Source organism: Lentilactobacillus parakefiri (genome assembly GCF_002157585.1).
GTDB lineage: Bacteria > Bacillota > Bacilli > Lactobacillales > Lactobacillaceae > Lentilactobacillus > Lentilactobacillus parakefiri.
In genome coordinates this window covers 49,504-75,542 of sequence record NZ_BDGB01000104.1, presented here as the reverse complement: position 1 = coordinate 75,542, position 26,039 = coordinate 49,504, and the positions used below count along the sequence as shown (strand labels likewise).

Below are 26,039 nucleotides of genomic sequence, written 5' to 3'. Positions count from 1 at the left end.
TTCCTCCGGAGACCAAAGGTCTTCGCAGAAGTGTTCTCTCACCACTTTAAACACCTGAGGATTACTCAAAAAAGAAACTCTGCCACAGTTGCCTTTGCGCTGTTTGTACTTCTCCTGAGCCTTCGAAGGTGAATAGGATTTACCAGTAGAATTACGGCTTAATTCTCGAGAAATGGTTGAGTAACTTTTCTTGATATGGCTGACAATCTCACGAAGTGAGTTTCCATGATTCCTCATTAAAAAGATAGTTTCCCGTTCATCTATGGTAATATGCTTGTAGTGATCCATGGCTAAATTCCTTTCATGATTGTTTTCGCAAACATCGTTTTACAGAAATTTGGCCATGGGCCATTCTTTATTTAATTAGTGTTGCACTTAAAGTGTAAATTCAAGACTCAAAAATATTCAGATATCATCGAACATTACACCTTAGTTAATAATACTGGCCAAACTGTTAGCATGGAAGAGGTTCTTTTTATGCCTCAAACAACTCAGCCTGCTATTCCATCATTTGTATACGATTCAAGTCGACAATCGGCGTTAACAACTGGACCAGATACACTTACAACTGCTTACTCACAAAATAATCCAGCTGCTTACTCAAAGATCTTCGACAACAGCAAGACCCTGTACAGCGTTTTTATGGGTAGTATGGTAGTTGATGGTTCGTCCGGCTATGGAAGCTTTGAACCTAATGCTATCATGAACATTAATATTCCGATAACAGCAAACACGACATACGACTATAATAATCCGCAGCGCTCAGCCGTGTACGACGCACCCCAAATAAGTTCAGAATCTACAAGTAAAGGGATTACGTACGCCGAACTCGATTTCGACCCAATCCTCATCCACAGTATTGTTTTAAAAAAGAATGATTCGCTAACAGCACAAAATTATAAAGACCTTCTCCAAGCAGCTGAAGCTAACATTATATCTCTTTATAAGAGTGATGCAACGAAGGATAATTCAACTGATCCCGTGACTATCACCAAGATAACACCGAAGGAAACACCTGGGACTTGGAACATCACTTACAACTATGATGGGGTAACGAAAAACATTCAAGGGACAACAACCGACAAGTCATCAATCAGTGCCCAGAACTTTACAATTAATTATGGTGCCGATTGGAACTCACGGAAGTTTGATGGCTTAACTGCGCATACTGATTCAAACGGAAAAACTGTTTCACCATTATCCTCTGGTGTCACTCTTTCAATTAAGTTAAACGGTAAAGATGTAAATTCCGTTGATACCACCAACTCCGGTGCCGTATATGATGTGACTTATACTATCCCTGGTGGGGCACCAACAACCATTAAAGTTACTGTAGGTCAGCGAAATAACACTCCAAACAATAATATTTCAGCAAATAACAATTCCAACAATAACTCAAATAACACAAACAACTCCTGGAACCCCGACGGCAGCACCGGCCTACCCAACTACGCCGCCGTCAAAGGCTCCGCAGTATATGCGACCAAACGTATTTATATGTATCGAAGTGCCAACTTCAAGAAGTCACAGCGAACGGCCACTTATCCAAAGGCCAAGCGAGTCAACCGGCCAATGTTTGTGGTCCTAGGTTACGCTAAGTCTAACGGTGGTGCACTGCGCTACAAGGTTCGCGATGTCAATCATGGTAAGAAGACCGACGGCAAGATTGGCTACATTAGTGCCAACCCGAAGTATGTTGTCAATGTTTACTACAAGACAATGCCGAAGGACAACAAGATTACCGTCGTTAACAAAAAAGGCATTCACGCTTACAAACACGTTAACTTGACTGGTCAGGTTAAGACCTTCAAGAAAGGCACTCACCTAACCGTCAAGAGTTTTGAAAAGCACAACTTAACCACCCGTTACAAGTTAAGCAACGGCACTTACATCACTGCCAACAAGAAATTGGTCATCCAAGGAAACTACTAAGCTTCGATTCTGAAAGGAGCCTCGACATACCGCCGAGGTTACTTTTTGCATAACATTCTTTGTTTTCAATCAAAATAAGGGTTAAAATACACTTACAACCCCGAAAAGAGGATATCTAAATGAAAACAGCCGTAATTACCGACAGTGCCAGCAACCTCGATCCAGTGGTTGCTGCCAAATATAACATCACCGTCTTGCCGATTACCGTTATTTTCGGCACGCAAGAGTACCGCGATGGCATTGACATTACCTCGCAGGAATTTTTAAGGAAATTGGCGGCAACTAAGAATCTGCCGACAACTGCCCAGGTAACGATGGGCCAGATGCAAGAAGCATTCGATACCCTCGCTGCTAAAGGATACGATGAAGCCATCTGTGTTAATTTATCATCTGGCATCACGACCTTCTATCAGAACCTAGTGGCCTACAGCCGCCAAGTCACCAACATCAAGGTTTACCCATTTGACTCAAAAATTGCCAGTGCTGGTGAAGCCGATCTCTGCCTGCTGGCCGGTAAAATGGCTGAAAACGGTGAGAACGCCGACGTGATTATCCCTAAACTCGAGGAGCTTCGCGATTCAATTCATGTATCATTAGTTGTTGACAGCTTGGATCACCTTAAACGGACCGGGCGAATCTCCAACACATCTGCATTTTTTGGCAATATATTGAAAATTAAGCCGATCCTAACATTCGACGATGCCGGCAAGATCGTCCCAGAGGCCAAGGAGAGGACCATGAAGCAAGCGCTCCAGCACATTATTGATGAAATCGAACAATCAAACTTCCACCTGCCAATGAGAATTTCCGTGGTGGACGCCAATAATCCAGACTTAAGTAAATCTTGGGTTGCTGCCTTTCACCAGCATTTTCCAAAGGCCACAATCAGCACTTACCAAATCAGCCCCGCCATCACCGTCCACACTGGCGAAAAAGCGATGGGCGTGGTCTGGGATCTGGATTGGAATCAATTTTAATACCCATTAGCAAGTAACTTGAACGAGAGTGAGTGAATTGCCACTCGCTTTTTTTGTTGCATTTAGGAAATCTAAAGCTCAAACTGACAAAGATTTTTCAATCTTAAAGCAATTTTCGAAAATCCATGTTATTATTTATATTGAGTTTTAAAATATTGGCGATTTTTTGAAATTCGAGCGTTTAAATCTAACTATATTTTAAAATAATTCATGTATTTGAAAGTTGTAGGCGAATTACCATGGCAAGTTACCATAATTTGAAAATTTTTAAATATGAACATCCAACCAGCGATATCGAAATTGAATATTTAAACCGGTTAAATTCCCCAACCAGTATCGTCACCAATTTGAAAATTAATCCGATGAATAAAGGAATCAAGCAAAGTAGCGTTTATCCATTATTTATGCTACCCATCCAAGAAATTTTGCGCTTGCAAGATCAAATTCAGCAAAATTCAACCGAGATTACCAGGTTGATGAACAATTTACCTGGGATTGCCTCCCAGCAGATGTTCATCAATACCCTCTCGAATGAAATCCGGAGTACAAATGAAATTGAAGGAGTCAAGACGACCAACAAGGAAGTTAGCCAGGCAATCGTCGCTGCCCAAAGTAAAACCGAAGAAAAGAGCCGACTGAAATCCTTTGCCAAGATGTACCTCAAGATTGATAAACGCGAAAATTTACAAATTCATACTTTGAATGATATTCGTAAGGTCTATGATTATTTACTTGAGGGTGAGATTGCCCCAGATAAAATGCCAGATGGCAAATTATTTAGAAATCAGTTCGTCAGAATTGGCAATGAGATGAATACTGTCCATCTTCCTAAGGAACACGAAGCTGACTTTACAGCAGATTTGCTCGATTGGATATCGTTTATCAATGATGATACCGTGCCTTTTCTCATTAAAGCCTTCATCGCCCATTACTATTTGGAATATATTCATCCATTTAACGATGGTAATGGCCGGGTTGGTCGTTACATTGCCTGTGTCTATATTGGCTACAAGCTGGATCCAATGACGGCAATTACCTTCTCGAGTGAAATTAATCGTAATCGCAGCAAATATTACACAGCATTTCAAGATGTCGGTGACGAAAAAAATATGGGTGAAGTGACTTTCTTCGTTTTAGAAATGATGAAACTCCTCGCCGAAGGCCAAGCTAATTTAATCCAGAAGTTTAGAGAAAATAGTCGTCAATTGAACGCCATTGAAGTTAAGATTAATGAATTTTCTAAAGATCCCAAAGTACAAGAGCTTATCTCCATCTATGCCCAGGCTTACCTGTTCAACGATGTCAGTGAAGGATTGGAAGATCGCGAGCTTAAATCTGCTGCGAAAAATATTCCAAACACTCAAATTAGAGACATTATTGACTCTCTCACCAACACCAATGTGCTAGCGCTCACCAAACATTCACCACTTACCAGAAAACTAACTCAAGACTTCATCAAGCAGATGGATCTTGACTGAAAGAGATGAAATCATGTCCAACAACAACGAAAAAATCAGTCGGCAGACGTACCTTGCGCTGCTGGCTGCCGCACTCCTATCATTTACCGGAATCTTGACCGAAACCTCCATGAACGTCACCTTTCCAGAATTAACCAAAGTCTTCAACGTCACCCTCGACACGGTTCAGTGGATTACCACCGGCTACCTGCTAATGGTGACGATTGTCATGGCGACGACGGCCTTTCTCTTAAAAAAATTCAAATCGCAGACTATCCACCTGGTGGCCGCATTGGCCTTCGTCATTGGCGACGTGATGTGTGCGTTGTCACCAGATTTTCCAATACTGATGAGTGGCCGGCTGATTCAAGCCATCGCCACCGGTTTGTCGACGCCGCTCATGTTCCACATTATCTTCAACAAAATCCCAGCCGGCCGAATCGGGTCGATGACTGGCCTAGCCGGCATGGTCATTTCACTGGCACCTGCACTGGGGCCAACTTATGGCGGAACGATTTCTTCGACCATGTCTTGGCGGATGATTTTTTGGCTAATCCTACCAATCATCGTTATTAGCTGGTATCTGGGTTCCCATTACATTCGGATTGATCCAGCTGGTACCGGTGGTTTTGACGTTATCAGTCTAATTTTTCTGGCAGCAACCCTGTTTTCAATGGTCTTCGCCGTCAGTCGTGCCGGCAAGTACGCCATTCTCAGTTCAGAGGTCCTGGTGCCATTTGTGATCGGCCTGATCGCTTTAGCTGTCTTTATTTACTCGGATACGCACGGCCACACGCAACTGTTGGATATCCGGATCCTCAAGTGGCTGACGACCTCGCTTTCAGCATTTACCTACTTCGTTCTGCAGTTCGTCAACATCGGGGTATCCTTCTTGATCCCGGTGTACTGCCAGTATGTCTTGCATAGTTCGCCATTCATTGCTGGACTGGTACTGCTGCCCGGATCGCTGGTCGGCGCCGCAGTCTCCCCTTACGCCGGCCAACTTGCCGATATGAAGGGTTATGCACTGCCGATCATTTTGGGGCTCAGCTCAATGACGCTAGGTGGCCTGATTTTCTTCGGCATCCAGGCCGTCTTGACCGCCTGGACTGTCCTGCTAATTTACACCTTCTTGCGTTTCGGCTTCAACATGGGCTTTTCAAACACCATTTCTAACGCGATGCTTAACGTCCCACGGAAATATACGGCCGATGTCAACTCACTGTTTAGCATGATCCAGCAATTTGCCGGCTCGATTGGGGTCGGCATCGTGGCGGCGGTGATGGCCATCAGCCAGAACAACGGTGCAGGAAGTTTGGCAGCCCGTTCGTTTATTGGTGGAAAGTACGACTTCTTATTGGCGACGCTGTTAAGTGCAGCAGCATTAGTTGCGGCCATTATTAACTTTAGAATTCAGAAGCATCTCAAATTAAATATTGAAGAATCCCATTCGGCTTAAAAAACGGCACCCGCGCAGTCAATAAAGATTGTGTGGGTGCCTTTAGGTTCACTTTTTCTTATTTTGTTTTTTCTCATCTTTAATGTTGTCATTTCGCCATTGAATAAGACCGGCAATTAGCCAAATGACCATGACCGTCGTCATAATACCCACTGGCACTTTTGTATTCAAATCAATCCCTTTATAGGGTACAAACAAAGTTGTCCCAAATTCCAAACCCAGAAATGATCCCGGAAGTAAAACATTCTGACTATAATTTTGGTTTTTCATCCCCATCATCTCCCGTTGGAACATCACGCCTTTATTAACTTCATTATATTCCCGTGAACATTAAATAGCACAAACACCACCTACAAGTCGCTTTGATTGTAATTCTCCCAAAATACGCTTAAACTTATTTTGATGATTAAGAGAAATTGTGCACAACCTAATCGTCTTGTATTGCTTGTTACCCACGATTTAAAAGGGGGATTCCACTTATGGTAAAGATAGGAATTAATGGTTTTGGCCGAATTGGTCGGTTATTGTTACGTCGAATTCTTGAGATTAACGATCCTGATTTGGAAGTCGTTGCGATCAATGACTTGACCAGTCCGTCAATGTTGGCATACCTCTTCAAGTATGACTCAACGCACGGTACCCTACCGTATGACATTTCCTCAACCGATGATTCATTGGTCGTTGATGGTAAGTCCTACCGAGTCTACGCAGAAAAAGATGCCAGCAATATTCCTTGGGTTAAAGACAACGGCGTTGATTTAGTGCTTGAATGTACTGGGTTCTACACCTCAAAAGAAAAGTCCCAAGCCCATTTGGATGCAGGGGTTAAAAAAGTGTTGATTTCTGCTCCGGCTGGCCCAATGAAAACCATTGTCTTCAACGTTAACGATGACACATTGGATGCCGACGACCAAATCATTTCAGCCGGTTCATGTACGACCAACGCCTTGGCACCAATGGCTTACTTCCTGAACAAGGAATTTGGTCTCGAAGTTGGTACCATGACCGCCATCCACGCATTTACCAGTTCACAAATGATTCTTGACGGCCCTAAAGGCAAGAAGTTCCGTCCTAACCGTACCGCTTCAGCCAACACGATTCCTCATTCAACCGGTGCTGCTAAAGCAATCGGCTTGGTTATTCCAGAACTTGAGGGCCATCTCCAAGGCCACGCACAACGGGTTGCCGTCGTTGATGGCTCCGTCTGCGAGTTGGTTTCTGTGCTTAACACCAAGGTCACAGCGGACCAGGTGAACGATGCAATCAAGCCGCACACCGTTGACAATCCAGCATTTGGCTGGAACGAAGATGAGATTGTTTCATCTGACATTATCGGCGACACCCACGGGGCAGTCTACGACCCAACTTTGACTGAAGTTACCTCAAACGGTGATTTCCAAGTTGTTAAGACGGCTACTTGGTTCGATAACGAATATGGTTTCGTCTCCAACATGGTTCGAACCGCTAAGAAGTTCGCTGAAGTATCCGGCTTGAACTAATTTCAATAATTAATTAAAAAATCGTCACACCATTTATCGAAATAATAAATAGTGTGACGATTTTATTTTGCCCTGGTCAGGCTGACGGTCAAAACATTCTCTTTAGTCGTATCATAACTGGCCAAAATTCCGTTAACAACGTCCGAAGCCTTGCCATGACTGGAAGTCGAGCGATGATAAGTGTTGATCCACGTCCCCAGCGCCTCCATGCCAAATTCAAACCCTTCAAACACCCGCATGTAAGCGAGTGACTGCGGTTGTGGCGTCACAATCGTGATCTTTTGAACCCGTTGGTCAGCAATTTCCATTGTCAATCGAATCACGTCGGTGTTGAACAAAACCTGAGTTCCATTGTCAACGCTCGTCGGTAGTTTGTATTCCGGCAGTTGAATATTTTCGTTATATACCCGTGAAACGTACTCATATGTCCCTAAGTCGTTGGTGCCTAATTCTTGTGTCACAGAAATCCCCCCTAGATGTACGTATCTGAAATGTACTTACAATGATTATATATTGGTTTGGTCAAATGTTGGCAAAATTAGCTTGACCGAAAATACCGTTTCTTAAGCATCATTGCATGATAACAAAATGATGTCTGAATTTTAATTCGACGACATCAAAACGCCCACTCCAAGAATTCTCAAAGTGGGCGTTAAATAAGTATCTTAATCGTATAAATCGCTTAGTTTTTTCTGTACATCCGGATGATTAATGAACTCATCATAGGTTGTATCAGCCTTATCGATCATCCCGTTGCTGGACACTTCGATAATGTGGTTAGCGATCGTCTGAATGAACTCATGATCATGTGAAGTAAAAATGATCGAACCGGGGAAACTGACCAGTGCTTCGTTCAAAGCCGTGATTGATTCCAAATCTAAATGATTGGTGGGATCATCCATTAACAAGGTGTTGCCCTTTTGAAGCATCATTTTTGACAAGACGCAACGCACCTTCTCACCACCGGAGAGGACGTTCACTTCCTTGTTCACGTCATCGCCAGAGAACAGCATTCTCCCCAGAAATCCGCGGAGAAAGGCATCATCGTCACTGCCCTTTTCGGCAAATTGTCTCAACCAGTCGATAATCCGCTGATCATTATCTTTGAACTCAGCAGCAAAATCCTTCATCAATGCAGACATCTCAACGGTTTGCCCCCACTTAATCTCACCGCTATCCGGGGTCATTTCACCGGCCAAAATCTGCATTAAAGTAGTTGTCGCCAAATCATTCCGACTCACCAAAGCGGTCTTCTCACCTGGCCGCAGCGTGAAGGTCACGTTATCAAGGATCTTAACACCGTCAATCGATTTGGAAACCTTGTCCACACGCAGCAAGTCATTCCCCAGTGGCCGGTTCTCTTTAAACTTAATGAAGGGATACTTTCTCGAAGACGGTTTGATATCATCCAAAGAAATCTTATCCAATTGTTTCTTCCGCGAAGTGGCTTGCTTAGATTTTGAGGCATTGGCACTGAAGCGATCAACGAAGGCTTGAAGTTCCTTGATCTTGTCTTCCTTCTTGGCGTTGGAGTCTGACCGCATCTTGGCAGCCAGCTGACTGGATTGCAGCCAAAAGTCGTAGTTGCCGACATACATCTTAATTTCACCAAAATCAACGTCACACATCATCGTACAAGGCTGGTTCAAAAAGTGACGGTCATGAGAAACGATAATCGTAATCTTGGAGTAGTCGGCCAAAAAGTTTTCCAGCCATTCAATTGAATAAACATCCAGTCCGTTGGTCGGCTCATCCAGCAGCAAAATATCCGGCTCACCAAATAGCGCCCGTGCCAGCAAGACCTTAACCTTCTGCCCTTCAGTCAATTCGCTCATCAACTGTTGGTGCAAGTCTTCAGGAATTTCTAATGACTGCAGCAATTGAGAAGCATCTGACTCGGCGTTCCAGCCGTCCATTTCAGCGAATTCTGCTTCCAAATTGGCGGCTTTTATCCCATCTTCGTCGGAAAAATCAGCTTTGGCGTACAAAGCATCCTTTTCTGCCATCACGTCAGCCAAATGCTGGTAGCCTTGAATCACCGTCTGCATCACGGTTTGATCTTCGAAACCATAATGGTCTTGACTCAAGCTGGAAATTCGCTCGTTCTTATCAATGTGGATCTCACCATTACTTGGGGCCAGTTCACCCCGCAACAGTTTCAAAAAAGTCGATTTGCCGGCACCGTTCGCGCCAATCACGCCGTAACAGTTACCCGGCGTGAATTTTAAGTTAACATCTTCATAGAGTTTTTTACCTGAGAATTGTAATCCCATGTTTTGAATCGTAATCATTAATTTACCTCGTTCGATAGCCTGCGCATAGTGACGTTAAATACTCAGCCACAGTGCACGTTTCCCATAATCAAAAACAATGGCCAGGGCTTCATTCGTCCTGACCAATACATGTCTTACAAATATATCATATTAATAGAAGAGAAACAACTAGACTTCGCCAAGGTTATTAAAATACTCAACCTGAATGTCATCATCAGTGATAATCAACTTGGTGACGCTGCCGTTCTTGGTGGCAACGCCCAAATCCAGCTTGGGTGCGTAACGGTCAACAATCGAGCGGATGGTCATCCCGTGGGAGACAATCAAGATATCCTCGCCATCATGAGTATTTTGACGAATCTTATCAAAGCCGTGGTCAAGCCGCTCCCAAAACATGGCGTTATTCTCAGCATTATTATACAAGTCAGCCCGGTGAATCAAGTCTCGCGCTCGCTCCAAGCCAAAGTTGGTCAGGACTTCTTTTTCGGTGGTCTCTTGAACTTGGGCACCGACGAACTGCCACATTTGGTTGAGGTCGTTGCCTTCAAAATAACCGTGAAACTGTTCTCGTAATTCTGGATATTGATAACTGACAATGTTCATGTTATGAGGATTGGCCCGTAAAATAAGCTTCCCGGTATCAATCGCCCGCCCGGAATCGCTGGTAAATGAGGCCGCAAAATTAATCTTAGAAAGACGTTTACCGGCACTTTTGGCATCCTGAATGCCCTTTTCAGTCAGTGGTGAATCAATCCATCCCTGAACTTTATTGTAGAGATTCAAATATGTTTGCCCATGCCGAACCAAGTAAGCTGTAACCTTCGTCAAAAAATCATCCCATTTCTCAAAAATTTGCTTTTACATACCTTAAGTATAGCGAATTTATCATGGTTTAGCATTAAAAGTCACTTTGAATCTGAGAAATGGAAAACTACCGCCAGACTGGCTTTCACAGCAGGCTTCTTGTTATACTTATAGTAAGAACTGAACTTTACTTATAAGGCGAGGTAGTTATGGACACTTTAACGAATTTTGCCCCCTGGCAGCAGGCACTGTTTGCGACGCTTTTCACTTGGACGGTCACAGCACTAGGGTCGGCATTGGTATTTGCTTTTAAAACCATCCGCAGCCATGCCTTGGCATTAATGTATGGGTTTGCGGCTGGCGGGTTCTTCTTGTACTTGGCTGATAAGATTATTCCTGGAATTTATTTGAAACGGGCCAAAACAGAAGGCAGTTCTAGAGTTGCTGTTAAACGAGCCATTTTGCTGGTCTTCTCGATCACTCTGCACAACATCCCCGAAGGCTTGGCAGTCGGGGTGGCGTTTGGTGCCATTGGCGCCGCTGGTAATGGTGAACAGGCGGCGATGCTGCTAGCGGCCACGACGGTTGCGATTGGCATTGGTCTGCAGAACTTCCCGGAAGGTGCAGCAGTTTCGATCCCCCTGCGCCAAGGCGGCATGAGTCGGTTTCGCGCCTTTATGTATGGCGGTTGAGCCGATCGCTGGGGTGTTTGGGCGCCCTGTTGGTTGCTTCGGTCAACTCACTGTTACCATACGCACTGTCGTTTGCGGCTGGTGCGATGAGCTATGTTGCCTGTAAAGAACTCATCCCGGAAGCTCACGCTAGAACTAAGGAAGAATCCCACTGGGCAATCTTTGGAATTATGGCTGGATTCACATTGATGATGGTGCTGGATGTGGCCCCGGGGTGATCCATCAGAAAACTAATATTTTGCATTTTTGAATGCCACATCATTTATAGTTTAGTATATATCGGTTATTTTAGTCCGTATCGGAAATTTCCAAATAACTTTGGATTCCATCTGTACCTTGATGGCGTTTACCTTTGCTAGATAATAAACAGTATCGCCAGAACCTTGGTTATTTGAAAGCAACTTAATATGGATCTGCTTCGTCCAGTGATAACTTTGACGTAGCTTATCATTGATTCGTCTTTTTGGGCTAATTCGTATCGTGGAATTATGCCCATTATTTTTAAAATCCCTAGACAATTGTTCCTGAGATTGTGATTGAACAATGGAATCCAAGGCAAAAAATAATAACAATTGTATACAAGTATAAGTCCTATTGCGACACATACTATTGCAATTAAAATCGTTGCTTGTCGTCATTTCATATTTTCCTTTCGAGATTGCGTTATATCAACTTAACCCTATGATGTGACGAGGTACCTAATTAACCTTAAAAATACCGATAAGTCGCGGTTGCCGCATGAAAAGCCCAAAAACGATGGATTTGAAATAAAACAACGTGTCGCATTCCCAGACGATTATAGCCATATTGATCCTGAATCGTATAAATATCGGCTTGCATCGCCTTACTCAAGCCCACATCATGCCTTGGATTACATTGAAGTGCGGACTTCGGATGGCCAGAAATCGCCATTGTCATCCGAACGGCATTACTGGGTGAAATTGACAATAGGCACATAACACACAGGACGGCTCCGATCAGTATGACCAACGAATGCCAGATTTTTCTCCAAATAACAGATTTTTGAGCCAAGTTATCTCCTCCAATCGTTTAAACCCCAACCTTAATCACGCTAAATGGTCATAAGTTGGCGTTGCAATATGAAAAATCAAGATCGTATGGATTTCAAATATTGACAAATGACTGATTCCGGCACCATTAAAGGCATCCCGTACTGGAATCGTGTAGATGTTTGCTCCTAGTGCAGAACTATCGTCTGAATCATGGACGGGGGTTACTTTCATTGCAACCTTGGGATGACCAATCAAGGCGATTGTCATCCGGACAGAATTACTGGGTGAGATTGAGACCAGTAGATACAATAGAATGATCACACCTAGAATTCGGAGTAACCCACTTCTAATTTTATGTGATCGACGACGTTTATCAGGCACGGTTTATTCCTCCAAATTTATTCCGGCATATTAATTGATTCAGTGACATGATTTCACATCGTATCATTAGCAATCGATGCGTAATGAAAGAACCAGAATGAGTTCACCCTGAAATGGAATACCTATGTCGTTCCAGTTTTGTACGCATACTTACTGGAGATTGTATACACATTTCCCCCAAGTGCTTGGCTGCCATCCTTTGTATATCTGGGGTGACATGTGACGGCAGCCACTGGATGACCATCAATCATCATCCTAGCTCTAACAGCATTTTTGGCAGACAATGACATTCCAAGCAGACCAACGATAATGATGACGATAAATGCTATCAACAACTTTGTTAGAATGCGCCCTGTTTTTCCTATGTTGACCATGATTACACCTACGTTTTGATTGAACGGATATTTACAATTCAATATATATCACACCTACCATGATTTATCTTCATGCACACTTCTGGTTATACCGCTCCCAAAATAATAAAGCAACTATCAACCGTATGCATAACGGCCTGTTACATTTCATGAAAATATTTTCTACTATATATTAAATTGATACAAATTGATTGCCAATTTTTTTGTAGCAGTCTAAAAAGTGCCAGGCTAACGAACTCAACTCATCCGAGTTCGTCAGCTTGGCACTTTATTGATTCTAAGGTATTAATGATGCGGATACTGATGGCCAATCTCATACACCATCTCAGGTTCCTGGCTGATTCGGGTGTTCCGGTTCAAGCCGTCAACCAGCTTCATTTCATCGGAGCTCAATTCAAAGTCATAGATATCAGCGTTCTGCCTGATCCGTTCTGGATGCACCGACTTGGGAATGAAAGCATCCCCCCGTTGAAAGTGCCAGCGCAAAATTACTTGAGCTGCTGACTTACCATGTTGGTTGGCGATTTTGACAATCACTGGATCATCGAATATCCGTCCGCGGCCAAGTGGTGCCCAGGCTTGGGTGACAATGTGATTCTCACGGTCAAAGTCAACCATTGCCTGCTGCGACAAGTATGGATGGACTTCCAATTGGTTGACGACTGGCATTTCATTGGCCTTAGTTGCCAAATACTGCAAGTGCAGCATGCCATAGTTACTGGTCCCAATTGATTTAACCAAGCCCTGTTCCTTGAGGCTTTCAAAAGCCCGCCAAGTTTCAAAGAAATGCGTGTGAATTGGCCAATGCACGAGCAGCAAATCCACATAATCCAACTGCAGCTTCTTCAACGATTCTTCGACTGAAGCAATTGTTTGATCGTACCCTTGATTGTCTTCAGCAACCTTCGTGGTAACGAAAATGTCATCCCGGTTCACATGTAAATCTTTAATCGCTTTCCCAACCGCGGCTTCGTTCCCATACATTTGGGCGGTGTCAAACAGCCGGTAGCCGTCATCATACGCGGACTTAACCGACTTAATTAACTGCTCTTCATCAGTCATCCGATAGACGCCCAAACCCTCTTGGGGCATCGTATGACCGTCTGCTAATTTGATTCTACTGCCAATATTATCTTTACTCATCAAAGTCCTCCAATATTAATTCAGATGTTTCAAAATTCTGGCTGGGTTACCGCCAATCAGAACGTTATCACCAAATGATTTGGTTACCACCGCACCTGCCGCCACGACCACGTTATTTCCCAGCGTCACACCAGGAACGATCGTCGCGTTGCCACCAACCCAGAGATTATCTCCTATTGTAACATTCCCGGGATATTCGTAATTCTGGTTCCGTTCCTCAGCACCCAGTGGATGATTCACTGAGTAAATGGACGTGTTGGGTCCCAGCATCGCGTTCTTACCGATCGTAATCTTACCAACGTCAATGAACGTGCAGCCATAGTTGGCAAAGAAGTTCTCCCCGACCGACACCGTATATCCATAATCACATTGAAATGGGGACTGGAGGTCAACCTTCCGTCCGGTCTGATGAAAGATCTGCTTAATCAGTCGACTTCCTTGCTCAGGGTCTTCCCGAGCTGACTGGTTAAAGGCATCCACCAGCAACCGGGTTTTTCGGCGATCCTCCGCCAGTTCAGGATCGGTATTTAAGTACCGCTGTCCCGCCAACATTTTCTCTTTTTCAGTTAATGGCAATTCATTGTCCTCCTATATTATGGTTATGTACAAAATGAGGTCGAGGCAAAAGCAACTTTGTTTCAACCTCATTTTATTTTTAAGTTAAGTCCCAGCCAAAGCCTCTCTGGGACTTGGTTGTTTAGGACTTATGTTCAGTAATCTCTCGGGGTTACTCGTCCATTCACTATTACTTAATGTCGTTGAATTCCAAGCCGAACAAGTCAGCTAAGTCTTGGAATTGTGTCTCAGTAGCATTGAATGTCAAGACAGTGTGGTGTCCGCCACCATCATGGATCCATTGAGTAGCACCGGCCTTCAAGCCCATCTTTGGAGTCCACATTTGCTTAGCAACTGGCAGATGTGGGGTTTCCTTAGGTGCTTTGTTACCTTCAACAGCATAACCGATCATGCGGTATTCGGTACCAAAGTCTGAAATGGTAACATCCATTGCGTCGCCGGCACGGCCTGAGAATACCAAACGTGCTGGATCAGCTTTACCACCAATGTCCAATGGGTGAACTTCGACACGAGGCTTGTCACTGGCAATACCAGGGTCAACTTCGAGCATGTGTGATCCAAGAATTGCTTCTTTACCCTTTTGTAATTCAAGAGTGTAGTCTTCCATGAATGCAGTTGCTTGATTATGAGTCATGATCTTAACTAAGCGGTCAAGGGCAGCTGTCTTCCAGTCACCTTCAGCACCGAAGCCATAACCGTCAGCCATGAGCAATTGTGCGGCAAGACCAGGTAATTGTTCCAAACCGTAAAGGTCTTCGAAGTTGGTTGTGAATGCTGAGTAATTGCCTTTGTCCAAGAAGTTCTTGATTCCGAAGTATTCACGGATTTGGTAACGAACTGAGTGTTCGTACTTGTCCTTGTCGTTATCGCCTTGAACAAATTCATATTTGCCTTGTAATTCCTTGTACTTGGCATCAATATCACTTTCAGAAACAGCGTTAACTGATTCTACCAAGTCGCCAAGTGCATAGTAATCAACGGTCCAGCCAAATTGGATTTGGGCTTCAACTTTGTCACCTTCAGTAACAGCAACATTTCTCATGTTATCACCGAAGCGGGCAACTTTGATCTTGAAGCTTTCGTCGTAGGCAACTGCGACATCTTCCCAGTCAGCAATTTCGTCTTGAACTTCTGGATCACCCCACCAGCCATAAACGATCTTGTTGTGCTTTTGAAGACGGGCATTGATAAAGCCGTATTCACGGTCACCATGAGCACTTTGGTTCAAGTTCATATAGTCAAAGTCGATGGTGTCGTATGGAATGTGATCCAGGTACTGGGTTGCCAAGTGAAGTAATGGCTTTTGAAGTAACTTGGTACCACGGATCCAGTTCTTGGCTGGTGAGAATGTGTGCATCCAAGTAATGATTCCGGCAACTTTATCATTGTAGTTAACATCTTTCATTAATTGGGTGATGCTGTCTGCAGTGGTTGCGACCATCTTGAACACAATTGGGTAAGGTAATTTACCTGAAGCATTTAACTTATCAACCATGTCTCTGGCATCTTTTTCAACGGATTTTAATTGTTCTTCTCCGTAAAGATGTTGACTACCAGTAACGAACCAAAATTCATAATCAGGTACTTGTAACATAGTTTTCTCTCCTCTTGATGATTTATTAAATTTTAGACACTGTGTCTAAAAGTGGTTAACTATTTTGTGGTATCTGTTGCAACGTCCTCCCCGGAAGCCTTGTGAAGATCAAGTTCGATCTCTTCAAGTGACTTACCACGGGTTTCAAGGAACTTGCTGTGGCATACCCAAATGGCAATTCCACAGATGATCGCGTAGAACAGGAACGCATTGTCCAAGCCCCATGAGCTCAACATCATTGGGAATGTCAGGGAAACAACCATATCAGCTAACCAGTTGGTTGCTGAACAGAGTGATGTTCCCAACCCACGAATGTTCAATGGGAAGACTTCACCAATCAGAACCCAGGTAACGGGTGCCCAGGTTGTTGCGTAAAAGGCAATGTAGACAGTCAGTGCAAGGGCACTTACAATGGCGGCAACGTGTGACCCGTTATCGAACTTAAGAACAGTGTACATCACAACGAGTGAAAGACCCATTCCGGCAGCACCAAACTCAAGCATCTTTTTCCGATCAACTTTATCCATCAGTAACATGGCAACAACGGTCACGATAACGTTAACAACACCAATTCCGATGTGGGCAAGCAACGCAGCGATAACTCCCCAACCAACATCAGTAAAGATCGTTGGTGCATAGAAGATAACACTGTTACTTCCGATAACTTGCTGGAAGATCGCAACGCCAAGTCCAGTAATCAATGCTGGACGAACGCCTTTACCAAATAATTCCTTCCAGCCGCCAACAGGCTGCTTTGCAGTTTCAGTGATTTCAGTAAGTGCGGTATCAACAGCTTTAACATCATGCTTGTTGGTGTCCATCAAAACTTCTTTGGCTTCATCAAGCTTACCAATCTTAACCAAGAAACGTGGACTTTCTGGTAGGAAGAGCGCTCCGAAGAATAGAATGGCAGCTGGTAAAGCGGCGAAGCCTAACATCCAACGCCAGCCGGTATACATGTGAGCAAATGAATAGTTCAAAATGTAAGCTAACAAGATACCGATCATAATCATCAGCTGGAACATTGTTGCGACGGCACCATGCATACTTTTTGGTGCCAACTCGTGCAGATAAGCAGGAATCAAGGCCGATGTAATACCAACACCAATTCCTAAAATAACACGGGTTCCAACCAAGATTTCAAAGTTAGGCGCAAATCCTGATGTGATCGCACCAATGAAGAAGATAACTGAAGCCCAAATCAGTAACTTGCGACGTCCGTAAGTATCCAAAAACTTACTGGTTGCCAAGGCACCAAGAATGGCACCAATCAAAACTGAACTAACAACCCAACCTTGTTCCCATGGTCCTAAGTTTAATTGCTTTTGGATAAATAGGATCGCACCAGAAACCGACGCAATATCATATCCAAACAGCAAGCCGCCTAAGGCTCCAAACGTGTATATAAAGCCATTATTTGTGACCTTTTTCAAAACGAGCACCCCATTCGTAATTTTATTCTAACAATTATTGCAAAAACTTTGTGCGCACCTGTAAACGGTTTCTGACATCGCTTACAAAAAGAGCATAAAATATTTATACGCATAAATCAAGATATATTTTATTTGTTAGCATAAATTTTTTGCGGAAAATAAAACACGGACGGGGAATCCGCCGTGCATCACCTCCTTTCAATCGAAGTGATCTCAAAAAAATATTTTTTAAAAGTCAGCTTAAATCGGCTTGGTTGAAGCCCGAACAACCAATTTCGAATCTAAAATCTTTGAACTGCCATCCTTACCATCCAGCATATCCAATAATAACTGAGCCGCGGTGTGCCCCATCTTTCGTTTGGGATGTTCCATCGTCGTCAGGGTTGGATCAATATATTGAGAAATTTGATAATCATCAAAGCCGGCAACCGAGATTTGATCTGGCACTGGAATGCCCTCTTTGCTTAACATTCCAATGACCTCAATCGCCAATTGGTCATTATAGCAGACGATTGCAGTTGGCAGAGCGTTCATTTCAACCTTGACGCGGTTCTTGATCTTCTCCAAGACATCGTTAATGTCATCACTGGAACGATACATCATAATATCGCCTGAGGTTGAAACGTTTGGATGAGTTTGGTAAGACTTGATGAACCCGTTCATCCGGTGAACCCCCTGCAAGTCATCAACTTGAAAGACGCCTAATACCCGTTCGTGACCGTTATCCAGTAAATAGTCGACCAAGGCCTTTTCAGCCTCGGTATCATTTGTTTCAACGTAAGGGAAATTCAATTGTGGATAATGCGCATTAATGAAGACTGCCGGCTTACCAGAATCGACAATCATCTGATACACGTCGAGGTTCGGGTTGTCCAGGGTACTTTTAGTTGGTTCAATAATGAAGCCAACGACATCATTGTCCAGCATATTTAATAAATTGTGGCGTTCTTTTTCATATTCATCGTGGGTATTACCGATTAGAATCGACAACCCCTCATCAGAGATCACCTGGTCGATGCCATTGATGATGCTTGGAAAGATATAGTTGGCAATGTGTGTGGTGACCACACCGACGTTTTGATTCGAGCGATCAGATGACACCTTGTTATTGATCCAATCATTAACGTACATGCCGCCGCCTTGAACACGGTAAATGTAGCCTTCATGTTCAAGATCACCAACTGCACGACGGACCGTGTATCGACTAACCTTGTACATTGCCATCAACTCAGACTCGGTAGGGATCTTATCGTTGATCTTATATTTCCCGTTAATAATGTGTGATTTAATGTTCTTCTTGACCATGACATACTTTGTTTCCATGATGCGATCCCCCCGCGTTCAAATTGATGAGTGTTCTACGTTAGCATTAACAAGCCAAAAGTAATGAAGACACAGACAATTGCCCAAACAATAAAATGATGGTTAGGCTTCGTCTGATCCTTCCGTGCAAATTCATACATTCCCATGAAGATAAAGGCAATAATTAATAAATCTGTGACACCTGATAATCCATATAATAATGTTTTCATTGTGTACCCTCTCGTGGTTCGTTATAAGACTCCAATAATAAAATATCATACTTTGACAATAATTAATATAGAGTTATACGGATAAATTAAAAAATTGGTATTGCATCACCGTACAAAAACATATTATAATACAGATAAAAGCGGTTTCACAACCGTAATTTATTTTCGTAAGGAGAAAGATGCTATGAATACCAAGAAAGAATTGTTCGATCAATTAGATGGTCAAGACATTGAGAAGTTCACGATTACCAACGATCACAACGTATCTGTTTCAGCGATTACCTTTGGGGCAACCTTGGAAGAATTTAATGTTCCTGGACCTGATGGCAAGCCAACCAATATCTTAGTCAGTGTCCCAAGCAGTGAAGAATTGATGAAGAATCAATATTTCTGCCAGGCAATCGGCAGAACTGCCGGCCGGATTTCTAATGGGACGTTCAAAATCAAAGGTCAAGAATACCACGTTGATTCAAATGAAGGCACCACGACTTTACATGGTGGCCCCCACGGATTTAATACCCAAATCTGGGATGGTGCATTTGATGGTGACTCAATTGTCTTCACCAAACATATCGATTCTTCTGAGGATTCATTCCCCGGCAACATCGACGTTAAGATTACTTTCTCACTGAACAACGATAATGAATTAACCGCTACGTATTGTGCCAAGAGTGACGCTGACACCCTGTTCAACCCAACACAGCATATGTACTTTAACTTGAGTGAAGACGACAGCATCAACGGCCAATCACTTCAAATCAACGCCGACAAGTACCTTGAATTAAACAAGGATAAGACCCCGACTGGTAAGAAGGTTGCTGTTGATGATACATCATACGACTTCCGTGACAACCAAAACCTCAAAGTCGGTATCGCCGATATGAAGGCCGAAGTTGGTCACAGTTATGATGAAGTCTTTGAAATTAATGACCATCAAGACGACGAGCCCGTCGCAACCTTGTCCGACCCTGAAAGTGGCCGCAGCGTTGCCATTAGTTCCAAGCGAAATGCGCTAGTTGTCTTCACGCCGGATGATTTAACCGGCACCAACTATCTCCGCGGAAAAGGCGGTCCGTACATGGCAATCGCTTTGGAAGCCCAAAACCTGCCGGACACCCCCAATCATAAAGACTTCGGTGACGTAACGTTGCCGGCTGGCGAAGAGAAGACTTACAGCATTAAGTACAAGGTTGAATTCTAACCCCGTCATTTAACTCACATTTCTCAAACAACTCAAAGAGCTCCAGATAAGGACGAAATTGTCCTTATCTGGAGCTCTTTATTGTTGAAAATTTCACTTGTTATTCAATCGCAATGTTCAAAACAATCACCCGTTCTATGAGCCTTAAAGGGCTGCTGCCACATCCCGAACCATTGCCAATTCTTCGTTAGCTGGAATTAAGAGAATTCTAGCCGATGAATCTTTGGTACCCAAATCACCAGGCTTTTGCTGGTCGTTGAGGTCGCCGTCCAGCTTGATACCGAAAATCTCCAGCTTTTTAACAACTTGCTCACGGACCCATTTATCATGCTCACCAATCCCACCGGAGAAGACGATAGCATCAACGCCACCGAGTTCGGTAATGTAGCTGGCCGCAAATTTAACGGTGCGATTAACAAACATATCCAACGCTAAGTGGGCACGGTCATCGTCAGAATCCTCCAAATCACGCATATCAGAAGAAACACCAGAAACACCGAGCAATCCGGAACGTTTGTTAAACATATCAATGACTTCATCGGCACTGGCCCCCATCTTCTTCATGAAGAATGGAACCAAGGCCGGGTCAACATCCCCCGAACGAGTCCCCATCACGAGCCCATTCATCGGTGTGAAGCCCATTGAGGTGTCGTAACACTTACCATCCTTTTCAGCCGCCACAGAAGCGCCGGAGCCCAAATGAAGGGTTACTAGTTTGGCGTGATCATTCCCCAAAGCCTTTTCAGCTTCTTGGGTAATGAAACCATGGTTGATCCCGTGCTCACCATAACGACGGATGGTAAATTTCTTGGTCAATTCGTAGGGAATCCCGTAAATCGAATTAACTTCTGGAACGTCTTTGAAGAACGCACTATCGAAAATGGCATACTGATCAGTCTCCGGCAAGATTCTGCGGATGATTTCAATATATTCGGCTTCCACCGGATTATGAATGGGGGCAATGTCACCCAGTTCAACAATTTGGGATAGGCTATCATCGTCAATTCTGACAACTTTATCAAAAATGTCACTGCCAGCCACAACTCGGTTACCAATTGCGTCAATATCCCGAAAATGATCGATGACACCAAGATCCTTGAGACTGTTCAACATAATCCCGGCAGAACGTTCGTAGTCAATCTTATCTTCTTCAGCCTTATAGACCTTACCATCGCCATACTTAATCTTCACCTTGGAGCCGGGCATGTTCAGCCGCTCAACCTCACCGTCAGCAAGCACCTTTTCTTTGGGCATTTCAAATAATTTAAATTTCAGCGATGAACTTCCTGCGTTGACAATCAGAACTTTGGACATAATCAGTACCTCCGTTGTTTTATTGGATATTTTCCATTCGAAATGAAAACGTAACCACAACTAAAAGTATACTATTTGTTGCGAGCTTGTGACAACATTAGCTATTTTAATTTTCCAAATAGAATGATCTGTCTGTTAAATGCTTTTTCCAACAAAAAAGTGCCCAGCCTTCTGACCACGGTTGGCAGAATTAGCTTGGCACTTTTTAATTTGTTACTCATCAATATCAGAAAATTCACGTTGATAATCTGCAATCCCCTCGTACTCCTTTGAGAGGTCACGGCTGAGGCGCAGATAAATCGGCATCAGGGTTCGATAACGTTTAAACACGTCCTCATTAGGTTCATAAACGGTTTGCTTACCCATATACTTCTTAATGTCTTCAAGATTGTCTTCCAATCCCAATGCCATCTTGGCAAGAAACATCGCTGCCAAACTGCCACTTTCATAAGATTCCGGAATCACAATATTGTGTTCAAAAATATCGGCCATCATCTGGGTCCAAAGCGTTGAGCAGGCAAAACCGCCGGCAGCCAAGACCGCTTTGGGTTCGCCCGTCACTTCTTTAAGCGCCAAAGTGACTGAGTACAAGTTGTACATAATCCCTTCCATGACGGCACGAATCATGTGTGCTCGGGTATGCTTGCGGTTAAGGCCAAAGAACTACCCGCGGGCATTGGCATCCCATAACGGTGCCCGTTCACCACCAAGATAAGGATGGAAAATCAATCCGTCTGAACCGGCAGGAACCGTCGCGGCAATTTTTGAAAGCATATCGTAAGAATCGATGTGCAGTAATTTGGCTGCTTCCACTTCGCCGCCAAATAAAGAATCATGCGCCCAATTCAGTACAATCCCGCCGTTGTTGATCGGGCCGCCGACCAAGTATTTTCCCTTCATGACTGGATAACAATACAGCCGGGCTTTTGGATCAATCCGCGGTTTATCAACAAACGTTCTAACAGCGGCCGAGGTTCCGATGTTGATAGCTAGTACACCAGTTTGAATGGCACCAACGCCAATCGTTGATAAGGCACCATCCGTGGCGCCCATGACGAAGTACACATCCTTATCAATGCCAATCACTTTGGCATACTCAGACTTAATTCCCTGAAATTTATCAGTGGTGTCAACCAATTCGGGCAATTGCTTTTCAGTAATCCCAGTCTCTGACAAGGCTTCTTGATCCCACTGAGACGTGTTCATATTCAAAAGCCCAGTCGCTGCAGCCATCGAAACTTCCTCTTTCAACACGCCTGTGTATTTCCAGATGATATATTCTTTGATGCCCACCCAATAGGCAGCTTGGTTGAAAATTTCGGGCCGCTCATTTTTGAAATAAAGCAGCTTGTAGAATGGCCCCATGGGATGGATCGGCAGTCCGGTTCGCTTATACATTTCCATGCCGCGACCGTTCTGCTTGTACTCGGCCGCATACTTCTGTGACCGGTTGTCGGCCCATGTTAAAGATCGGGTGAGCGGCTTTAAATCCTTATCAAGTGCAATTAAACTGTGCTGTTGAGCCGACCATGAAATTGCAATGACTTTCCCGTCCGTCATGTCGGCTTTTGCGACAACTTCCTGCATTGCGGACACAGTGGCATTGAAGATCTCATCCGGATCCTCTTCGGCCATATCAGGGGTATCCTGGTAAAGCGGATAACCCTGATTGGCTTTGCCGTAAACGTTGCCATCGGTATCATAAATCAACGCTTTTGTGCTGGTGGTCCCAACGTCAATTCCAATAATATAGTCCATAATAATCTCCATTTCAACTTCAATGTTACTTTGGTCAATGCGACGCCAACGACTTGGTCAGCAACATCTCAGCTTAAATCTAGTCATCCAACGTATGCGTCAACTCACGGACCGGACGCTTACCAGCAACAATCGCCTTAACATCACTGACACATTTTTCACCCATGCCGTGAAGACATTCATATGTGTAAGCGGAAGTATGTGGGGTAACCAAGATGCGGTCGTTCTTCAAGAATGGATGATCAGCTTTAACTGGTTCAACTTCCATTGCATCGGCAGCGTAGCCTGAGAGCTGGCCTGATTTGATTGCGGCACTAATGGCATCTTCTTCAACCAGCGCACCACGGGCATTGTTACAGATGTAAGCACCCTTCTTAAGGCTCTTGATGGTCTTTGAATTGATCATATGAAGACTGGTGTCATCCAGTGAAGCATTCAATGAAATGTAGTCACAACGGCTAAGCAAAGTTTCAAGATCTACTCGTTCAACGTTATTGTTGGTAAACCATTCCGGCTCAGTTGCGGGATGCGGATCGTTAACTAGGACAGGGCCGCCAAAGATACTGAACAATTCGGCCACTCGGCTACCAATGTTGCCACAGCCGATAACCTCAAATGTCTTACCACTGAATTCATTACCCATAAATTGGGCACGGTCTTCATAACGACCGGCACGTTCACGTTCTGATGAAGGAACAACCTGGCGAACCAGTGCCATCAAGTTGGCTAATTCATTTTCAGCAACTGAATTACGTTCAACCTTTTGTGGCACAATGGCAACTTGAGTACCGTGCTTCTTGGCTGCTTCAAGATTAACGTTGTTAAAACCAATTCCATGACGTGAGATTAACAGAAGGTCATCCTTGTTATCAAAGAATTCTTTGTTAAAGAAAGGCGTCACACTGGCAATAATCACGTTGAAGCCGTGAAGCTTTTCTGCTAATGATTTGCCGTCAATATCCGTCGCAGCATGAATCGCTTAACCGTCCCAATTCCTTCCAATTCTTTCCAATGTTCAGTAAAGACCTGTCCGAAACTGTTTGAATTAACGACCGCAATATTGTATTCCATCATAAACTCTCCTTATAAAAATTATTAAGCGTAGATTGATTCTATACTGATATACTAGTTTCATGTGAAGTTCCTGTCAATCCATTTTTCAACGAAAATTGATCGCACACTGATAAGTCTTTGAGTCCCCAACACCGAGGTGCTGGTTACCTTCCTTATCACCCAATTCAACAAGATCACCGTACACATCTGGTAACCCATTGAAGGGTTCAATGCAGAGAAATGGCGCATCAGCACCTTCTTTGGTCCAAAGGGTCACATGGTCAAAGTCTGAAACGTTGACGGCAACCGCATGCTTCGTATCGTCAGAATATAGTTTCACCGTCTTAATCCCTGTATTCTTGATAATAATCAGGCCGTTTTCAAACATGTTGTGGTCGAGTTCCACAATACCATTTTGATAATTGACCAGCTTGACTACTTTCCCTGAACGATATGGATTCGGCTTTTTGACGATTTCATAAGTGTCTAAAGATTCTGTTGCTGGTGCAAGGTCCAAGCGGTAGTCATTAAATGATCCTTCACCATTAATTGGCACATTAAAAGCAGGATGAAAGCCCAAGGAATATGAAAGATCACTGCTACTTTTGTTAGCCACCTTAAAGCTAACTGTCAACCCAACGTCTCTCAGCGCAAATGTCACCACAAGTTCGAACTTAAATGGATAATCCGTCATCGTCGCTTTATTTGAACGTAGTAACAATTGAACTTGGTCATCTTTGATGTCGATCACTTCGAAATCCTGATCGCCGGCAAAGCCATGCTGCGGCATTTCATACTTTTGACCATGGATTAAATAGGCATCGTCGTTTGACCGGCCAATTGCAGGGAACAAGATTGGTGCATGCTTTTCCCAAAGGGCGTTATTCCAAATGTAGTCAAAGTGATCCTGATTGTTATACAGATGGGTCAATTGAGCACCATGTTCATCAATCTCTGCCGTGAATCGTTCGTTCGTTATTGTTTGCATTCTCTTAACTCCTGCTTAGGCTTGGTCAAAGAAGTGGAATTGGTCATGCGCGTTATTGTAGGAAATGTCTTCAACAATCTTACCCAAATAATCTTCATCATCAGGAGCTTGACCACGCTGCTCCCATTCACCGATCACGTTGCACAATACTCTTCTGAAGTATTCATGACGTGGATAGGATAAGAAGCTGTCCAAGATCTATGATTTTTGATATACTTCTATGTAAAAAGCGAGTTTAAGCTATGAAAAATTATCCCAGCAATATTACTCGGCAACAATTTGAATTAATTCGACCAGCTTTAGAAAATTTTCGTAAGCGAACTAAGCCTCGAAAATATGACCTCTACGAGGTCTTCTGTGCGGTCCTATATGTCTTGAAAACCGGCTGCCAATGGCGTCAAGTCCCCGGTGATTTCCCAGAATGGCGGTCAGTTTACAACTATTACAAAATTTGGTCAACTAAAGCTGAGCCTACGGCTGATTCTTTATTGGAACAAGTTTTAAAAAAATTGTCATTGCTCGGCGAACTTACCAAGGACGTTCAGCTTTAACTTCCTTTATTATCGTTGACGCTCAGAGCGTCAAA

22 protein-coding genes and 5 pseudogenes are annotated in these 26,039 nt (G+C 43.7%); 8 read left to right on the top strand and 19 right to left on the bottom strand.

Features of this window, described 5'->3' with window-relative positions; genetic code table 11:
- The coding region (locus tag LPKJCM_RS10810) for a helix-turn-helix domain-containing protein (RefSeq protein ID WP_165758606.1) at positions 1–288 on the bottom strand (288 nt) is incomplete at its 3' end.
- A gap of 189 nt (positions 289–477) precedes the next feature.
- Between LPKJCM_RS10810 and LPKJCM_RS10805 the strand changes: the two genes are divergently transcribed.
- The 4 genes from LPKJCM_RS10805 to LPKJCM_RS10790 all read left to right on the top strand — a co-directional run bounded on the left by LPKJCM_RS10805 (position 478) and on the right by LPKJCM_RS10790 (position 5,825).
- Complete coding sequence (locus LPKJCM_RS10805) at positions 478–1,932, top strand: DUF5776 domain-containing protein (RefSeq protein ID WP_087069640.1); 1,455 nt, start codon at positions 478–480, stop codon at positions 1,930–1,932.
- A 119-nt stretch (positions 1,933–2,051) separates the two neighbouring features.
- Positions 2,052–2,909, top strand: a complete 858-nt coding sequence (locus tag LPKJCM_RS10800) for a DegV family protein (RefSeq protein ID WP_057961925.1) — start codon at positions 2,052–2,054, stop codon at positions 2,907–2,909.
- Positions 2,910–3,166: 257 nt separating this feature from the next.
- Complete coding sequence (locus tag LPKJCM_RS10795; protein WP_165758605.1) at positions 3,167–4,387, top strand: Fic family protein; 1,221 nt, start codon at positions 3,167–3,169, stop codon at positions 4,385–4,387.
- 13 nt (positions 4,388–4,400) lie between these two features.
- Entirely contained in the window at positions 4,401–5,825 is a 1,425-nt protein-coding gene (locus LPKJCM_RS10790) for an MFS transporter (RefSeq protein ID WP_057961923.1), read from the top strand.
- Positions 5,826–5,873: 48 nt separating this feature from the next.
- Here LPKJCM_RS10790 and LPKJCM_RS10785 read toward each other — a convergent pair whose 3' ends face one another.
- Positions 5,874–6,095 (bottom strand): hypothetical protein, encoded by a 222-nt coding sequence (locus tag LPKJCM_RS10785; RefSeq protein WP_057961922.1) that lies wholly within the window; start codon positions 6,093–6,095, stop codon positions 5,874–5,876.
- 209 nt (positions 6,096–6,304) lie between these two features.
- Between LPKJCM_RS10785 and gap the strand changes: the two genes are divergently transcribed.
- Positions 6,305–7,324: a type I glyceraldehyde-3-phosphate dehydrogenase gene (gene gap / locus LPKJCM_RS10780; protein ID WP_057961921.1), complete on the top strand. Its 1,020-nt coding sequence runs from the start codon at positions 6,305–6,307 to the stop codon at positions 7,322–7,324.
- A 62-nt stretch (positions 7,325–7,386) separates the two neighbouring features.
- Here the strand turns inward: gap and LPKJCM_RS10775 are convergent, their stop codons facing one another.
- From LPKJCM_RS10775 to LPKJCM_RS10765, 3 genes are all read right to left on the bottom strand, one after another.
- The gene (locus LPKJCM_RS10775) at positions 7,387–7,785 is read right to left on the bottom strand and encodes a hypothetical protein (RefSeq protein ID WP_057961920.1); all 399 of its coding nucleotides are present in this window, start codon (positions 7,783–7,785) and stop codon (positions 7,387–7,389) included.
- Positions 7,786–7,989: 204 nt separating this feature from the next.
- The gene (locus LPKJCM_RS10770) at positions 7,990–9,615 is read right to left on the bottom strand and encodes an ABC-F family ATP-binding cassette domain-containing protein (protein WP_057961919.1); all 1,626 of its coding nucleotides are present in this window, start codon (positions 9,613–9,615) and stop codon (positions 7,990–7,992) included.
- Between the two features lie 150 nt (positions 9,616–9,765).
- Positions 9,766–10,425: a histidine phosphatase family protein gene (locus LPKJCM_RS10765; protein ID WP_057961918.1), complete on the bottom strand. Its 660-nt coding sequence runs from the start codon at positions 10,423–10,425 to the stop codon at positions 9,766–9,768.
- A 185-nt stretch (positions 10,426–10,610) separates the two neighbouring features.
- On the opposite strand from LPKJCM_RS10765, the pseudogene LPKJCM_RS10760 reads away from it, so the two are divergent.
- Positions 10,611–11,311 (top strand): annotated as a pseudogene (locus LPKJCM_RS10760) (ZIP family metal transporter).
- 490 nt (positions 11,312–11,801) lie between these two features.
- On the opposite strand, the gene LPKJCM_RS10750 reads toward LPKJCM_RS10760, so the two are convergent.
- The 9 genes from LPKJCM_RS10750 to LPKJCM_RS13250 form a co-directional block, all read right to left on the bottom strand.
- The gene (locus LPKJCM_RS10750; RefSeq protein ID WP_057961916.1) at positions 11,802–12,125 is read right to left on the bottom strand and encodes a hypothetical protein; all 324 of its coding nucleotides are present in this window, start codon (positions 12,123–12,125) and stop codon (positions 11,802–11,804) included.
- Positions 12,126–12,160: 35 nt separating this feature from the next.
- On the bottom strand, positions 12,161–12,487 hold the full coding sequence (locus tag LPKJCM_RS10745; RefSeq protein ID WP_057961915.1) for a hypothetical protein: 327 nt from the start codon (positions 12,485–12,487) through the stop codon (positions 12,161–12,163).
- 122 nt (positions 12,488–12,609) lie between these two features.
- Entirely contained in the window at positions 12,610–12,861 is a 252-nt protein-coding gene (locus tag LPKJCM_RS10740) for a YjcN family protein (RefSeq protein ID WP_133281392.1), read from the bottom strand.
- 285 nt (positions 12,862–13,146) lie between these two features.
- A complete protein-coding gene (locus LPKJCM_RS10735; protein ID WP_057961913.1) occupies positions 13,147–14,004 on the bottom strand; it encodes an aldo/keto reductase in 858 nt (285 codons plus the stop codon).
- Between the two features lie 15 nt (positions 14,005–14,019).
- On the bottom strand, positions 14,020–14,580 hold the full coding sequence (locus LPKJCM_RS10730) for a sugar O-acetyltransferase (RefSeq protein WP_057961912.1): 561 nt from the start codon (positions 14,578–14,580) through the stop codon (positions 14,020–14,022).
- 169 nt (positions 14,581–14,749) lie between these two features.
- A complete protein-coding gene (gene araA / locus LPKJCM_RS10725) occupies positions 14,750–16,174 on the bottom strand; it encodes an L-arabinose isomerase (RefSeq protein ID WP_057961911.1) in 1,425 nt (474 codons plus the stop codon).
- A gap of 59 nt (positions 16,175–16,233) precedes the next feature.
- The gene (locus LPKJCM_RS10720) at positions 16,234–17,607 is read right to left on the bottom strand and encodes a sugar porter family MFS transporter (protein WP_087069639.1); all 1,374 of its coding nucleotides are present in this window, start codon (positions 17,605–17,607) and stop codon (positions 16,234–16,236) included.
- Between the two features lie 240 nt (positions 17,608–17,847).
- Positions 17,848–18,930, bottom strand: a complete 1,083-nt coding sequence (locus LPKJCM_RS10715; RefSeq protein ID WP_057961910.1) for a GntR family transcriptional regulator — start codon at positions 18,928–18,930, stop codon at positions 17,848–17,850.
- A 35-nt stretch (positions 18,931–18,965) separates the two neighbouring features.
- The gene (locus tag LPKJCM_RS13250; protein WP_165758604.1) at positions 18,966–19,139 is read right to left on the bottom strand and encodes a hypothetical protein; all 174 of its coding nucleotides are present in this window, start codon (positions 19,137–19,139) and stop codon (positions 18,966–18,968) included.
- Between the two features lie 184 nt (positions 19,140–19,323).
- Between LPKJCM_RS13250 and LPKJCM_RS10710 the strand changes: the two genes are divergently transcribed.
- Positions 19,324–20,340, top strand: a complete 1,017-nt coding sequence (locus LPKJCM_RS10710) for an aldose epimerase family protein (RefSeq protein WP_057961909.1) — start codon at positions 19,324–19,326, stop codon at positions 20,338–20,340.
- Between the two features lie 144 nt (positions 20,341–20,484).
- On the opposite strand, the gene LPKJCM_RS10705 is transcribed toward LPKJCM_RS10710, so the two are convergent.
- The 5 genes and pseudogenes from LPKJCM_RS10705 to LPKJCM_RS10685 all read right to left on the bottom strand — a co-directional run.
- A complete protein-coding gene (locus LPKJCM_RS10705; protein WP_057961908.1) occupies positions 20,485–21,654 on the bottom strand; it encodes an acetate/propionate family kinase in 1,170 nt (389 codons plus the stop codon).
- A gap of 213 nt (positions 21,655–21,867) precedes the next feature.
- Positions 21,868–23,412, bottom strand: a pseudogene (gene gntK / locus LPKJCM_RS10700) (gluconokinase).
- Positions 23,413–23,491: 79 nt separating this feature from the next.
- Positions 23,492–24,483, bottom strand: a pseudogene (locus LPKJCM_RS10695) (D-isomer specific 2-hydroxyacid dehydrogenase family protein).
- Positions 24,484–24,571: 88 nt separating this feature from the next.
- Complete coding sequence (locus LPKJCM_RS10690) at positions 24,572–25,453, bottom strand: aldose 1-epimerase family protein (RefSeq protein WP_057961907.1); 882 nt, start codon at positions 25,451–25,453, stop codon at positions 24,572–24,574.
- Positions 25,454–25,468: 15 nt separating this feature from the next.
- A pseudogene (locus LPKJCM_RS10685) lies at positions 25,469–25,642 on the bottom strand (glucuronate isomerase); the annotation flags it as partial.
- A gap of 53 nt (positions 25,643–25,695) precedes the next feature.
- Between LPKJCM_RS10685 and LPKJCM_RS10680 the strand changes: the two are divergent.
- Positions 25,696–26,039: pseudogene (locus LPKJCM_RS10680) on the top strand (transposase); the annotation flags it as partial.